This is a genomic window from Streptomyces camelliae (assembly GCF_027625935.1).
In the GTDB taxonomy this organism is placed as follows: Bacteria; Actinomycetota; Actinomycetes; order Streptomycetales; family Streptomycetaceae; genus Streptomyces; species Streptomyces camelliae.
Genome location: NZ_CP115300.1, coordinates 7,080,868 through 7,094,157 on the forward strand (window position 1 = coordinate 7,080,868; position 13,290 = coordinate 7,094,157).

At 72.3% G+C, this 13,290-nt stretch carries 14 protein-coding genes; 6 read left to right on the plus strand and 8 right to left on the minus strand.

Translation table 11 applies throughout. The features are described from left to right. Positions 1-43: 43 nt before the first annotated feature. Together O1G22_RS32425 and O1G22_RS32430 are read right to left on the minus strand one after the other, a co-directional pair. The gene (locus O1G22_RS32425; protein WP_270084565.1) at positions 44-277 is read right to left on the minus strand and encodes a hypothetical protein; all 234 of its coding nucleotides are present in this window, start codon (positions 275-277) and stop codon (positions 44-46) included. 120 nt (positions 278-397) lie between these two features. Further along, complete coding sequence (locus O1G22_RS32430) at positions 398-1,381, minus strand: DEDDh family exonuclease (RefSeq protein ID WP_270084566.1); 984 nt, start codon at positions 1,379-1,381, stop codon at positions 398-400. Between the two features lie 246 nt (positions 1,382-1,627). Between O1G22_RS32430 and O1G22_RS32435 the strand changes: the two genes are divergently transcribed. Continuing rightward, on the plus strand, positions 1,628-2,338 hold the full coding sequence (locus tag O1G22_RS32435) for a VIT1/CCC1 transporter family protein (protein WP_270084567.1): 711 nt from the start codon (positions 1,628-1,630) through the stop codon (positions 2,336-2,338). 120 nt (positions 2,339-2,458) lie between these two features. Next, positions 2,459-3,508, plus strand: coding sequence for a zinc-dependent alcohol dehydrogenase family protein (locus O1G22_RS32440; protein WP_270084568.1), 1,050 nt, complete (start codon positions 2,459-2,461; stop codon positions 3,506-3,508). 195 nt (positions 3,509-3,703) lie between these two features. Here O1G22_RS32440 and O1G22_RS32445 read toward each other — a convergent pair whose 3' ends face one another. The 4 genes from O1G22_RS32445 to O1G22_RS32460 form a co-directional block, all read right to left on the minus strand. After that, positions 3,704-4,687, minus strand: a complete 984-nt coding sequence (locus O1G22_RS32445; protein WP_270084569.1) for a CopD family protein — start codon at positions 4,685-4,687, stop codon at positions 3,704-3,706. Between the two features lie 109 nt (positions 4,688-4,796). Continuing rightward, the gene (locus O1G22_RS32450; RefSeq protein ID WP_270084570.1) at positions 4,797-6,176 is read right to left on the minus strand and encodes a CoA transferase; all 1,380 of its coding nucleotides are present in this window, start codon (positions 6,174-6,176) and stop codon (positions 4,797-4,799) included. Between the two features lie 40 nt (positions 6,177-6,216). Next, on the minus strand, positions 6,217-6,735 hold the full coding sequence (locus tag O1G22_RS32455; RefSeq protein WP_270084571.1) for a hypothetical protein: 519 nt from the start codon (positions 6,733-6,735) through the stop codon (positions 6,217-6,219). A 65-nt stretch (positions 6,736-6,800) separates the two neighbouring features. Then, positions 6,801-8,333 carry a S8 family peptidase gene (locus O1G22_RS32460; protein ID WP_270084572.1) on the minus strand — a complete coding sequence of 511 codons (1,533 nt, stop codon included), beginning with the start codon at positions 8,331-8,333 and terminating at the stop codon, positions 6,801-6,803. Between the two features lie 265 nt (positions 8,334-8,598). Here O1G22_RS32460 and O1G22_RS32465 point away from each other — a divergent pair, with 265 nt between their 5' ends. From O1G22_RS32465 to moaA, 3 genes are all read left to right on the plus strand, one after another. Next, a complete protein-coding gene (locus tag O1G22_RS32465; protein ID WP_270084573.1) occupies positions 8,599-8,955 on the plus strand; it encodes a DUF485 domain-containing protein in 357 nt (118 codons plus the stop codon). Next, the gene (locus O1G22_RS32470) at positions 8,952-10,571 is read left to right on the plus strand and encodes a solute symporter family protein (protein WP_270084574.1); all 1,620 of its coding nucleotides are present in this window, start codon (positions 8,952-8,954) and stop codon (positions 10,569-10,571) included. The genes O1G22_RS32465 and O1G22_RS32470 overlap by 4 nt, the downstream gene beginning before the upstream one ends. A 191-nt stretch (positions 10,572-10,762) precedes the next feature. Next, complete coding sequence (gene moaA / locus O1G22_RS32475) at positions 10,763-11,752, plus strand: GTP 3',8-cyclase MoaA (protein WP_270084575.1); 990 nt, start codon at positions 10,763-10,765, stop codon at positions 11,750-11,752. 192 nt (positions 11,753-11,944) lie between these two features. Here moaA and O1G22_RS32480 read toward each other — a convergent pair whose 3' ends face one another. Both O1G22_RS32480 and O1G22_RS32485 read right to left on the minus strand, forming a co-directional pair. Further along, positions 11,945-12,163: a hypothetical protein gene (locus O1G22_RS32480; protein WP_225100757.1), complete on the minus strand. Its 219-nt coding sequence runs from the start codon at positions 12,161-12,163 to the stop codon at positions 11,945-11,947. A gap of 175 nt (positions 12,164-12,338) precedes the next feature. Next, a complete protein-coding gene (locus O1G22_RS32485) occupies positions 12,339-12,719 on the minus strand; it encodes a DUF3099 domain-containing protein (protein ID WP_270084576.1) in 381 nt (126 codons plus the stop codon). 246 nt (positions 12,720-12,965) lie between these two features. Between O1G22_RS32485 and O1G22_RS32490 the strand changes: the two genes are divergently transcribed. Further along, positions 12,966-13,253 (plus strand): GlsB/YeaQ/YmgE family stress response membrane protein, encoded by a 288-nt coding sequence (locus O1G22_RS32490; RefSeq protein ID WP_270084577.1) that lies wholly within the window; start codon positions 12,966-12,968, stop codon positions 13,251-13,253. The last annotated feature ends 37 nt before the right edge of the window (positions 13,254-13,290 follow it).

Sequence of the window (13,290 nt, forward strand, 5' to 3'; positions counted from 1 at the left end):
ACGGTACCTCCGGGCCGTGGGGCGCATTCAGGCGGGTACCGGGTCACACCCGGTCGACGATCCCCACCTTTCCCGCTTCGCGGGCGCAGTGCGCGCCGCAGTAGAACTTGCCGTCCGCCTCCGCGCCCTGGCCGATGATCGAGACCTTGCAGTGCTCGCAGACCGGTGCCATGCGGTGGATCGCACAGGAGAAGCAGTCGAAGACGTGCACCGCGCCCTGGGCGTGGACCTCGAAGGTCATTCCGTAGTCATTGCCGCAAACTTCGCATTTCGCCATGCGCCACAGGGTGGGCCGCCCACCCGGCCGCGGGCGAGCGGTCGCCGGGTGAGTCGTACGGCAATCACCCGTTCGTACGGCCGCTCGTGCCTTCGTACGACCGCTGTCCCGCTCGTACGGTCACTCGTCGGCGGGCTCGACATCGCGCAGCAGCTGCCCGAAGGCGGCCTCGTCGACCACCGGGGTGCCGAACTGGCGTGCCTTGACCACCTTGGACGTGCCCGAGTCGGGGTCGTTGGTCACCAGCAGGCTGGTCAGCCGGGAGATGCTGGACGCCACATGCAGCCCGGCCTCGGTCGCCCGGTCCTCCAGCAGCTCGCGCTCGGTGGAGGTGTCCCCGGAGAACGCCACCCGCATGCCCTGTTTGAGGCGTTTGCCGTCTTCGTAACGGCCGGGGTTGGGGTAGGGGCAGGCGGGCCGCCTCCGGGACGGGCGCCACGTGCTCGGCCGGTAACCGCCGTACCCGCCCGAGGCCTGCCGGGGCACGGGGCGGTCCGACCACTCCGTCAGCGGCCGGCACTCCAGCAGCGGCAGCCGTACGCCGCCCGCCGCCGCGGCCCGCAGGCTCGGCCGGAACGCCTCCGCCAGCACGCGCGCGTCGTCCAGCGCGTGGTGCGCCCGCTGCTGTACGACGCCGTAGTGCGCCGCCAGCGACTCCAGCTTGAAGTTGGGCAGCGGCAGCCCCAGCTCCTTCGACAGCGCGATGGTGCACAGCCGCTGGCGCACCGGCGCCTCGCGCTCCGCGCGCGCGTACTCCCGCGCGATCATCTGCCAGTCGAAGACGGCGTTGTGCGCGACGAGCACCCGGCCGTCGAGCCGGGCCGCGAACTCCTCGGCGATGTCGGTGAACAGAGGCGCCCCTTCGAGTACCTCGCTCGTCAGACCGTGTATCCACACGGGTCCCGGATCGCGCTCCGGGTTGACCAGCGTGTACCAGTGGTCCTCGACCTCGCCGCGCTCGTCCAGCCGGTACACGGCCGCCGAGATGATCCGGTCGTCCCGGGCCAGGCCGGTGGTCTCCACGTCAACGACCGCGTATCCCTTCGGATACGCGGCCGGCCACTGGGTGGGGGAGGACACTGCGGTCGCACGGTCTTCGAGCATGGTCATTGAGGATACGGGTCACGACTGACACCCCGATCCCACACCCGCCCGCGGACCCATCCCGGCCGGCCGCCGGGCGAAGGGCCGCCCCGGCGCCGGTGCACCGCGCCCGCCGGCTCGCGGGGTTCGTGTCCGAGCCCCCGAACGGCTCTGCGGAGTCGTCCTGTTGCCGAGCACCGGCGAGGTGACCCCGACCGGGTGTGGTGATGCCGGGGCGGCGGCCCCGGGAGTGCGATCCTCCCTGCTGTGACGCAACCAACCCACGACGAGGCCCACGGAGGCGCGCTCGGCTCGCGGCTGAACTGGCTGCGGGCCGCCGTGCTCGGCGCGAACGACGGCATCGTCTCCACCGCGGGCATCGTCGTCGGCGTCGCCGGTGCGACCCAGAGCCGGTCCGCCCTCATCACCGCCGGGCTCGCCGGCCTGCTCGCCGGGTCGATGTCCATGGCGGCCGGCGAGTACGTCTCCGTCTCCACCCAGCGCGACTCCGAGAAGGCCGCGCTGGCCCTGGAGAAGCGGGAACTGCGGGAACAGCCGGAGGCCGAACTGGAGGAGCTGACCAACCTGCTGGAGGCGCGCGGCCTCACCCGGGAGGTGGCCCGGGAAGCCGCCGAACAGCTCACCGCGCGGGATCCGTTGCAGGCACACGCGCGCGTGGAGCTCGGGATCGACCCCGAGGAGCTGACCAACCCCTGGCACGCCGCGTGGGCGAGCTTCCTGGCCTTCACCGTGGGCGCGCTGCTGCCGCTGCTGGCCATCGTGCTTCCCCCGCTCGCCTGGCGGCTCCCCGTCACCGTCCTGTCGGTCCTGGCCGCCCTCGTCCTCACCGGCTGGACCAGCGCCCGCCTCGGCGCGGCGCATCCCGGGCGCGCGGTGCTGCGCAACGTGGTGGGCGGGGCCCTGGCGATGGGGGTCACCTACGCGGCCGGACGGCTGCTGGGCGCGACAGGCGTCTGACGAGCGCGCCGGCCGGCGGCCCCCTCGGCGCGCGGGGCCCGGTCGCGGCGGCGTACGGTGAGGTGCGCTCGCGCACCCCCTGAGCGCACCGCACGCCCCCGTACGAGAAGGACCCTCGCCATGCGCGCCACCACCATCCACGCCCCGTACGACATGCGCGTGGAGGACGTACCCGAGCCCGTGGTGCAGCTTCCCACCGACGCCGTCGTACGGGTGCTGCGCGCCTGCATCTGCGGCAGCGACCTGTGGGCCTACCGGGGTGAGGCGGCCCGGCAGCCGGGGCAGCGCATCGGGCACGAGTTCCTCGGTGTCGTCGAGGAGACCGGCTCGGAGGTGTCGACCGTGCGGCGCGGTGACCTGGTGGTCGCGCCGTTCGTGTGGTCCGACGGCGTGTGCGACTACTGCCGCGAGGGCCTGACGACGTCGTGCGAGCACGGCGGCTTCTGGGGCTCCGTCGGCTACGACGGCGGCCAGGGCGAGGCCGTGCGCGTGCCGTTCGCCGACGGCACCCTGGTCCAGCTGCCCAAGGAGGCGGCCTCCGACGACCACCTGCTGGCCGCGCTGCTGACCCTCTCCGACGTGCTCGGCACCGGCCATCACGCCGCCCTCGGCGCGGGCGCCCGCCCCGGCGCCACGGTCGCGGTCGTCGGTGACGGCGCGGTCGGCCTGTGCGCGGTACTGGCCGCCAAGCGGCTCGGCGCCGAGCGGATCATCGCCCTCGGCCGGCACCAGGTCCGCACCGACATCGCGCGCCGCTTCGGCGCCACCGACGTCGTCGCCGAGCGCGGGGAGGCCGCCGTCGAGGCCGTCCGCGAGCTGACGCGCGGTCAGGGTGCGCACGCCGTCGTCGAGGCCGTCGGCACCGAACAGTCCATGCGCACCGCGCTCGACATCACCCGGGCCGGCGGCGCGATCGGCTTCGTCGGCGTCCCGCACGGCAGCGGCACCGGTCTGGACCTCGGCATCATGTTCGACCGGAACATCGCCCTGCGCGGCGGCGTCGCCCCGGTCCGCGCCTACATCCCCGACCTGCTCCCCGACGTCCTGGACGGCACGATCGACCCCTCGCCGGTGTTCGACATGACCGTCGGCATCGAGGACGTCCCCGAGGGCTACAAGGCGATGGACGAGCGCACCGCCCTCAAGGTCCTGGTCACAGGCGACCGGTGACCCGCTGGGTCCTGTCGTCGAACTCCCGCCGTCCGCCCGGAGGGCGGGCCTCGCGCCCGCTGCGGAGCAGCTGATGTCGCTGTCGGTGCGGCGAGTGGGGGTCCCTGCTCGAAGAGCTCGGAGGAGCGTGCATGGCGTCGCGGGGCTGGGGGCACCTCCCGGCCGAAGGCTGGGGAGGGAGTTCGACGACAGGGCCTAGGTCCAGCGGATCGGTAAGGGTAGCGCCGTGAGCAGGCCCGAGACCGCCACGACCGCGCCCAGGGCGATCACCTCGGCGCGCGCGGGCACGGACGCGGCCAGCGGGTCCGGCGCGCGCCGCAGCCGGATCCGGGCCCACAGGGCGAGCAGGGCGACGACGGCGACCAGGACGACCTTGGCCAGCAGGGCGCGTCCGTACGCCGTCGTCGTCAGCTGGTCCAGGATCGTGGCGGCCGGCATCCGCCGCAGCGAACTCCACACGCCCGTCGCGGTGATGGCCGCCAGCAGGACCAGCGCCACGCGCGCGTAGCGGCCCAGCAGTGCGGCCCCCGCCGGATCGCCGCGCCACAGCCTGAGCGTGCGCAGGGCGTACGGCAGACCGCCGGTCCACAGCGCCGCGCACGTCAGGTGCACCGAAGTCAGCGCCGAGCCGGTCAGCGGGCCGTGCTCGGTCGTGGGGTGCGCGCGCAGCGCCTCCGCGACCACCGCCGCCGCCAGCGGCCACACCTGCGCCGCCGGGTGCCGGGAGAGCGCGCACAGGCCTGCCAGCAGGAAGGCGTTGACCTCCAGCAGGGCCAGCTTGCCGTCCCGGGAGCCGTAGAGCCCGCCGACGTCGATCTGGCCCAGGCTGTGCGGGACCAGATCACCGGCGGACACCACCGAGGCGAGCGCCAGCGCGGCGAGGAAGCCGGCCGCTGCGGTGAACGCCGCCCAGCTGCGCGGCCGTTCGGGCGGGGCGCCGGGCAGCCGCCGGGCCAGTCCCCGCACGAACAGCTCGCCCAGCGGCACGCTCAGCGCGGCGAACAGCACCGTCCGCAGCAGACCGATGCCGCCCACGCCCGGCGCGGCAGCCTCCCCGGTGCCGTGCAGCGCCGCCGACGGCCCGAGCAGCGGGATCAGGGCGCCCAGCGCGGTCAGGGCGAGGAGGGCGACGGTCCGGCCGGCGCCGCCCTCTTCCGTCGCCTCGGCGGTCGGTCGCATCGCGCTCACCCCGCGATCTTCGCCAGTCGGCACAGAACCGGGCAAGTACCGGAAAACAACTGGCAGTTCGGCATTCCACGCAAACGCAGATTTCCGGCCGACCGCGCGCTCACCGCCAGCGGGCCGGTGACGACCCCCAGGGCACCGGAGGCGCCGCCCAGCCCTCGGGGCCGCCCGCGAAGGCCACCGGCGCCACGGCGTGCCGCAGCCGGCCGAGCGGGCCGTCCGTCTCGGCCAGCCAGGCGTCCGGGCCCTCGTACGGCGCACCCGTGGCCGCGGTCGGCCGGATCCCGTCGGTCAGCCAGTGGGCCGTCCGGGCCAGCGCCAGCCGCACCGACCGGCCGCCGCCGTCGTACGACCGCTCGGTCAGCGCCCGCAGGACGGCCGCCGCCAGCAGATAGCCGGTTCCGTGGTCGAGCGCCTGCGCGGGCAGCACGCCGGGCGCGTCCGCCGAGCCCTCGGTCACCGCGATGCCGGTGGCGACCTGCACCAGGCTGTCGAAGCCGCGCCGCGCGCCCCAGGGGCCGTACGCGCCCCACGCCGAGACCTGTGCCACGACCAGCCCGGGCCGGCGCTCGATCAGCGCCTGTGGGCAGAGCCCGAACCGGTCGAGGGCGCCCGGCCGGTAGCCGGTGACGACGACGTCCGCCGACGCCAGCAGCTCCTCGAAGGCGGCGCGGTCGGTGCCGAGGTCGAGCGTGGCCGACCGCTTGCCGAAGCCCGTGTCGGCGTGCTGGTCGGGGAGTTCGGGCAGCCAGGGGGCGTCCAGGCGCAGTACGTCCGCGCCCAGCAGGGCGAGGGTGCGGGTGGCGACGGGACCGGCGAGGACCCGGGTCAGGTCGAGGACGCGCAGTCCGGCGGCGGGCAGCAGGGGAGCGGCGCCGGGGTCGAGCGGGGGTAGCACGCGCGCGTGGGCCGCGTCCGGGCGCTCGCGCTCGACCAGCGGGCGCGCGGCCACCTCGTCGGCCTGCCCGGTGGCCGCCCACTCCTTCGGGCCGCGCAGGGCCACGGCGAGGCCGCCGGCGCCGTAGACCGCCTCCTCGACCTCCAGGGCGGGCCGTTCGGCGAGCCGCGCGGCCGTGTCCTGTGCCGAGGCGTCCGCCGGCAGGCCCAGCGCGCCGAGCAACCGGGCCCGGTGCTGCGGGTAGTTGGCGTGGGTGCGCACCCAGCCGTCGGCCGTCCGCCAGAACCGCGACAGCGGCGCGAACGCGACCGGCGCCCGCCCGTCGACCAGCAGCTGCCGCTCGCTGTGGAAGGCGGTCGCGACGGCGCCGTCGTCGACCCGGACGGCGGGCACCTCGGCGAGCCCGGCCCGGCGGGCCGCCAGCTCCGCGGCGGCCAGCGCGCAGGCGCCGACACACGCGCGTGCCAGCTGCCGTACGGGAAGCCGCGCCGGAAGGGCGCCCGGCCGCTGGACCGCCGTCACCCGGGAGAGGAGGGCGGGATCGCCGCCCAGTGCAGACCATGCCACCTCGACATCAGCAGTCATGACTACACTATGCATTATTGATCAATCAATATTGATTGAATCAACCTGTGGGGGAGACCGGGTGAGGCCAGTACAGGCTCACCTCCTTGCGGACGTCGGACGGCCGCAGCTGCCAGCCCTGCGCCTGCGCCCGCTCGGCGACGTACCGGGCCCCCGCGCCCCGGTAGTCGCGCACGGGCACCGTCCACTCGCGCGGCACCGCCGGCTTCGGCTGCGCGACCTGCTCGGTCCGGCGGGTGACGGCGTCGTCGACCAGCGCCCGGTAGTAGGCGGCGTCCCCCTCGTGCTGGACCTCCCGCCGGCTGACGCACCAGCGGGGGAGCGCCGTCCGGGCCGTCAGCCGGTCGAGGAACCGGCCGGCGGCGTTCTCGGCCCGATCGCTGAACGTCGTGACGATCTCTGCCAGCGCGGCGAAGCCCAGCACGAAGCCCCAGACGAGCAATACCCACAGCCAGTGCACCGGCCGGTAGGCGGCACTCAGCACGAAGCGCCGTATCAGCCAGGCGCGGGGCCGCACCGGCGCGGGCTCCCAGGCCGCCGGATCCTGAAATGAGTTCATGGCCGGATCATGCCGTACGGGCGGGTGGCCGGAACGCGCCGTCGCCACCCACCCGCGGCCGGGCCCTACTTGGTCACCGCGGCCAGCGCGTCCGCCGTGCCGAAGCCGTAGAAGCCGTTGTAGTCCTTCGCCCCCTCGCACACCGCGTCGACCTTGCCGTCACCGTTGATGTCGTACGGGTCCGTGCACGGCGTGGCGTCGGCCTCCGCGTACAGCAGCGCCTTCACCAGGCTCGCCGGAGCGTGCGGATGGGTTGACTTGATCAATGCGGCAACGCCCGCGACATGCGGGGTCGCCATCGACGTACCGGCCATGTAGCCCCACTTGCCGCCCGGCAGCGGACCCAGGATGAGGCCGCTCGTCGCCGGGGGCTCCGGCTTCTGGTACGCGGTCGAGTCGCCGCCCGGCGCGGCGATGTCGATCACGCCGAGGCCGTAGTTGGAGAACGACGACTTCAGACCCTTCGCGCCGGTCGCCGCGACGGTGACGACACCCGGCAGCTGGGTCGGGATGTCGTAGCACGTGTGCGGGTCGATCACGCGGTCCGACGGGGTGCCGTCGTCCGGGGAGGACGGGTCGGTGATCGAGTCGGACGCGAGGTCGTAGTTCTCGTTGCCCGCCGCCGCGACGTTGACCGTGCCCTTCTTCTCGGCGTACCGCGAGGCCCGCGTGATGGCGTCCACCAGCGCCTTCTGGTCGGGGTCGTCGGTGCAGTTGAAGTACCACGGGTCGGTGTAATAGCTGTTGTTGGTCACGTCGATGTGATGCTCGGCCGCCCACACGAAGCTGCAGACCACGGCCTCCGTGTAGAAGAACCCCTGCGAGCCGGCGGCGGCCTTGATGCCGGCCACCTTGACGCCCGGTGCCACGCCGGTGATGCCGATGCCGTTCTTCGCGGCCGCGATCTCACCGGCCACATGCGTGCCGTGCGGGCTCTCCAGCGCGCTCGGCCGCCAGGCGCCGTCCGTCGTGTCGGGCTTGCCGGACACGCAGTTGACGGAGTCCGCGCGGTTGAAGTTGGGCGCGATGTCCGGGTGGGTGTCGTCCACACCGGTGTCGATGACCCCGACCGTGACGTCCGGGCTGCCCAGCGTCTTCCCGTGCGCCTTGTCCGCCTTGATGGCCGGCAGGTCCCACTGCAGCGGCTCCAGCGGGTCCTGTCCCGCCGTCGCCGCAGCCTCGGCCGCGGCGATATCCCCCGCGCTCAACGTCTTCGGGGCGCCCTCGTCGGTGGTGGACTGGGCGGGCAGCGGCGCGGTGCGGGTGGCACCGGCCGAGTCCACCCCGGGCACCGCGCGGATCTCCTGGGCGAAGTCCGGGTCGGCGGAGTGGACGACGATCACGCCGATTCTGTCGTAACCGGCCACGACGGAACCGCCGTTGCGTGTGATCTCCCGCTCGACCGACTCGATCGTGCGGTGGTCGGTCCGGGTGTTGACCACGTACGAGAGGTTCGGGCCGTTCCCCGTCGCCCGCGCCGCCGGTGCCGTGACGGTCGCCGCCGAGGCCGCCGCCGGCAGGAAGCCGAGCGAGGCGGTCAGGGACAGCACGACGGGCACGGCGAGCGCGAGCCGGCGTCTGGAACGCAGATGAGCCATGGGATCTCCACTTCATCCGGATACGAAAACCGCCCGAGGCGCGGGTGTGGGATTCGGGCAGGTGCATGACGAGTGGTGCAGAGTGAAGCTATCTCCCCGGCTTACCGATCATCAATGACTTGGCAATGACTCGACAAGACCGCTTGCGGTTCAACTCATAGGACTTGAACCGGTCCTCGCGTGGCGCCGTGGACCTTGGGCAGGGAGCACGAGCACGATCGAGCCTCCCGTCGTCCATGGCATCCGCGAACGCGAGGAGACCTCCGTGGCCACCGAGACACCGCCCCCCGCACGGTCGGGGACCAACCTTCCCTCCACCGAGGAGTTCGCAGAGGTGCAGCAGAGCGCGGAGTTCGGTGAACTGCGCCGCGCCCACCGCTCGTTCGCCTTCCCGCTCACCATCGCCTTCACCGCCTGGTACCTGCTCTACGTCCTGCTCTCCAACTACGCGGACGGCTTCATGGGTACCAAGATCGCCGGGAACGTCAACGTCGCCCTCGTCCTGGGTCTCGCCCAGTTCCTCACCACGTTCCTCATCGCCTGGTGGTACGCGCGGCACGCTGCCGCCGAGCTCGACCCCAAGGCGGAGGCCATCAAGTCCCGGATGGAGGGCGGAGCATGAGCCCCGCGATCACGGTGGCCGCCGGCGAGGCGAGCCAGCACCGGCCGCTGATCATCACCCTGTTCGCGGTGTTCGTCGCCGCGACCCTCGTCATCACCGTCTGGGCCGGCCGCCAGACCAAGGACGCGGCCGACTTCTACGCCGGCGGACGCCAGTTCACCGGCTTCCAGAACGGCCTCGCCGTCTCCGGCGACTACATGTCCGCCGCGTCCTTCCTCGGCATCGCCGGCGCCATCGCCCTCTTCGGCTACGACGGCTTCCTGTACTCCATCGGCTTCCTGGTCGCCTGGCTCGTCGCCCTGCTCCTGGTCGCCGAGCCGCTGCGCAACTCCGGCCGCTACACCATGGGCGACGTGCTGGCCTACCGCATGCGCCAGCGCCCGGTCCGCACGGCGGCCGGCGTCTCCACCATCGTCGTCTCGATCTTCTACCTGCTGGCCCAGATGGCGGGCGCGGGCGTCCTGGTCTCCCTCCTCCTGGGCATCACCAGCGACGGCGGCAAGATCGGCATCGTCGCCCTGGTCGGCGTCCTGATGATCGTCTACGTCACCATCGGCGGCATGAAGGGCACGACCTGGGTCCAGATGGTCAAGGCCGTCCTGCTCATCCTGGGTGCCCTGCTGCTGACGTTCCTGGTCCTGCTGAAGTTCCACTTCAACGTCTCCGATCTGCTCGGCAGGGCCGCCGACAACAGCGGCAAGGGGTCCGCCTTCCTGGAGCCCGGCCTGAAGTACGGCGCCACCGGCACCACCAAGCTGGACTTCCTCTCGCTCGGCCTCGCCCTGGTCCTCGGCACCGCGGGCCTGCCGCACATCCTGATCCGCTTCTACACCGTGCCGACGGCGAAGGCCGCCCGGAAATCGGTGATCTGGGCGATCGGTCTGATCGGCGCCTTCTACCTGATGACCCTCGCCCTCGGCTTCGGCGCCGCCGCGCTGATCAAGCCGGCCGAGATCATCGCCTCCAACAAGGCCGGCAACACCGCGGCACCCCTGCTGGCGCTGCACCTGGGCGGCGTCGACTCCAACTGGGGCGCCGTCCTGCTCGCCACGATCTCCGCGGTCGCCTTCGCCACGATCCTCGCGGTCGTCGCGGGCCTGACCCTGGCCTCCTCGTCGTCCTTCGCGCACGACATCTACGCCAACGTCATCAAGAAGGGGCAGGCCACCGAGAAGCAGGAGATCGGCGCGGCCCGCTGGGCGACCGTCGGCATCGGCGCCGTCTCCATCGTCCTCGGCGCCCTCGCCCGCGACCTGAACGTGGCCGGGCTGGTCGCCCTCGCCTTCGCGGTCGCCGCCTCCGCGAACCTGCCCACCATCCTCTACAGCCTGTTCTGGAAGCGGTTCACCACCTCCGGCGCCCTGTGGTCGATCTACGGCGGCCTGGTCACCGCGGTCGGCCTGGTGCTGTTCTCACCGGTGGTCTCCGGCAGCCCGGCCTCGATGTTCCCCGGCGTCGACTTCCACTGGTTCCCGCTGGAGAACCCCGGCATCATCTCCATCCCCGTCGGCTTCCTGCTCGGCGCCGTGGGCACCCTGCTGTCGAAGGAGGTCCCGGACGCCGGCAAGTACACCGAACTGGAGGTGCGGTCCCTGACCGGCACCGGAGCGCACTGACACCAGCGGCGGCACCAGCCTGACACCAGCACTGACACCTTCGTACGACGGTCGCGTCGGCCAGGACTGTACGGTCCTACGACGCGGCCGCGTCGTACCTCGTCGGATCGGGTCGCTGTCGTTGTCAGTGGCGTCACGTAGGCTCGCAGGTAACGCAACCCGAATACTCCGGGACGAGGGAGGGGGCCCACGTGCTCATCGACACCTACGGCCGAGTGGCCACCGACCTGAGGGTCTCGCTGACCGACCGGTGCAATCTGCGCTGCACCTACTGCATGCCCGAGGAGGGCCTGCAGTGGCTGGCCAAGCCCGACCTGCTCACGGACGACGAGATCGTCCGCCTCATCGACATCGCGGTGCGCATGCTCGGCATCGAGGAGGTCCGCTTCACCGGCGGTGAGCCCCTGCTGCGCCCGGGTCTGGTCGGCATCGTCGAGCGCGTCGCGGCCCTCACCCCCCGCCCCCAGACCTCGCTGACGACCAACGGCATCGGCCTCAAGCGCACCGCGGCGGCCCTGAAGGCGGCAGGCCTGGACCGGGTCAACGTCTCCCTGGACACTTTGCGCCCGGACGTCTTCAAGACCCTCACCCGCCGCGACCGGCACAAGGACGTCATCGAGGGCCTGGAAGCCGCCCACGAGGCGGGCCTCACCCCCGTCAAGATCAACTCGGTGCTGATGCCGGGTCTGAACGACGACGAGGCCCCCGACCTGCTGGCCTGGGCGATCGAGCACGGCTACGAACAGCGCTTCATCGAGCAGATGCCGCTCGACGCCCAGCACGGCTGGAAGCGCGAGGGCATGGTCACCGCCGGGGACATCCTCACCTCCCTGCGCACCCGCTTCGACCTCACCCCCGAGGGCGCCGACGAGCGCGGCTCGGCCCCCGCGGAGCGCTGGCTGGTCGACGGCGGCCCGCACCGGGTCGGCGTCATCGCCTCGGTGACCCGCCCCTTCTGCGCGGCCTGCGACCGCACCCGCCTCACGGCCGACGGCCAGATACGCACCTGCCTGTTCGCCACCGAGGAGACCGACCTGTGCGCGGCCCTGCGCTCCGGCGCCCCGGACGAGGAGATCGCTCGCATCTGGCGGCTGGCCATGTGGGGGAAGAAGGCGGGGGCGGGCCTGGACGACCCGTCGTTCGTGCAGCCGGACCGGCCGATGTCCGCGATCGGCGGCTAGCTGAGCAAGTCGGGCAAAGTCGACTGCGGTTCGGTCGCGCACCGAAGGGGCGCGGGGCTGTACCTGATGTGCGGCTACCGCCGCGATGGGGGTACCTCCCTGCTCGAACGAAGTCGAGAGCTTGGGGGAGCGACCAGCCACGACGGAGCCGCAGACGACCGACCACACATCGCGGCACTTCCAGCGGAGCGCTCAGGCCCCTTCGGGCGCTTCCCAGTCCTCGAACTTCACCACGTCCTTCAGGAACCCCCGCACCCCGAGAAACTGCGAGAGATGCTCGCGATGCTCCTCGCACGCGAGCCACGTCTTGCGCCGCTCCGGCGTGTGAATCTTCGGGTTGTTCCAGGCCAGCACCCACACGGCAGCGGTACGGCAGCCCTTGGCGGAGCAGACAGGGGTCTCGTCAGTCACAGGTTCGTCTCGCAGAAAAGGGCCCGAACAAGGCGACGCCGAGCAGCCACGGGGGGAGCTGCCCGGCGTCGGTCCGTCGCTCCGACGGGGGATGCGGAGCGCGTACGCAGTATGTCACGGCAACCCCGTCGACCGGCACCGTAACTGCACGATTGATCTGAGCTTTTCTTGAGCTTCATGAGTGGCGCGCATTCCGCTTCTGCTCAGCCCCGGCGTCCCCCGGCACGGACTGCGCCCCCGCGTCCTCGGCCCGCGGCGGCGTGATCATCGGCGGCGTCGGCATGCTGACGAACGTCGACGGCAGGGACGGCGGCCGCTCACGGCCCGCGTTCGCGATCACCACGGCGACATAGGGGAGCAGCGCACCGAACACCAGCGCCACGACGGCGACGTACCGCTCGACGTTCCACAGGGCGACCGCGAGGATCACCGACACCGTGCGGATCGTCATCGAGATGACGTACCGCCGCTGCCGGCCCCGCACGTCCTCGGCGAGACCCGTCCGGGCTCCGGTGATCCGGAACACCTGGACGCCTCCGCCGTGCTGTTTCCGCATCACAGTCCACCATCCGCCCGCATCGGACTCTCCCCCGGCCCGCACCGTCGTCCAGGCCCGGCCGGGAACCGGACAGGGACACGTCCCACGTTACGCCGCGGCCCTGCCACCGACGAGACCGGGGCACCCACTGCCTGCGACAACGCCCCCGGAACCGCCCCGCACGGGCGAACCCGACATGCGCCGTACGGACCACCCCACCACACTGGCCGTAATGCTCACGTAGAGCCGTACGAGGAGGCAGCCATGGGCTGGTTGTGGGCGATCATCGTGGGATTCGTGCTCGGCATCATCGCCAAGGCCGTCATCCCGGGAAAGCAGCACAGCCCCCTGTGGCTGACCACCATCTGCGGCATGCTCGGCGCCATCGTGGGCAATGCCGTCGCCCGCGCCGCAGGCGTCGCCGCGACCCGGGGCATCGACTGGACCCGGCACATCTTCCAGCTGGTGGCGGCCATCATCATCGTGGGGGCCGTGGACGCCTTGTACATGGCGACGCTGGGGAAGAGGAAGGCACAACGGACGTCGGCCTGAAAACGCCCTGAAGGTGAACCTGAAAACGCCCTGAAGG

What these genes read in the sequence shown, in the direction of transcription:
- O1G22_RS32425 (WP_270084565.1), bottom strand. Translation starts at nt 277, where the DNA reads ATGGCGAAATGCGAAGTTTGCGGCAATGACTACGGAATGACCTTCGAG.
- O1G22_RS32430 (WP_270084566.1), bottom strand. Translation starts at nt 1,381, where the DNA reads ATGCTCGAAGACCGTGCGACCGCAGTGTCCTCCCCCACCCAGTGGCCG.
- O1G22_RS32440 (WP_270084568.1), top strand. Translation starts at nt 2,459, where the DNA reads ATGCGCGCCACCACCATCCACGCCCCGTACGACATGCGCGTGGAGGAC.
- O1G22_RS32445 (WP_270084569.1), bottom strand. Translation starts at nt 4,687, where the DNA reads ATGCGACCGACCGCCGAGGCGACGGAAGAGGGCGGCGCCGGCCGGACC.
- O1G22_RS32450 (WP_270084570.1), bottom strand. Translation starts at nt 6,176, where the DNA reads ATGACTGCTGATGTCGAGGTGGCATGGTCTGCACTGGGCGGCGATCCC.
- O1G22_RS32455 (WP_270084571.1), bottom strand. Translation starts at nt 6,735, where the DNA reads ATGAACTCATTTCAGGATCCGGCGGCCTGGGAGCCCGCGCCGGTGCGG.
- O1G22_RS32460 (WP_270084572.1), bottom strand. Translation starts at nt 8,333, where the DNA reads ATGGCTCATCTGCGTTCCAGACGCCGGCTCGCGCTCGCCGTGCCCGTC.
- O1G22_RS32470 (WP_270084574.1), top strand. Translation starts at nt 8,952, where the DNA reads ATGAGCCCCGCGATCACGGTGGCCGCCGGCGAGGCGAGCCAGCACCGG.
- O1G22_RS32485 (WP_270084576.1), bottom strand. Translation starts at nt 12,719, where the DNA reads ATGCGGAAACAGCACGGCGGAGGCGTCCAGGTGTTCCGGATCACCGGA.
- O1G22_RS32490 (WP_270084577.1), top strand. Translation starts at nt 12,966, where the DNA reads ATGGGCTGGTTGTGGGCGATCATCGTGGGATTCGTGCTCGGCATCATC.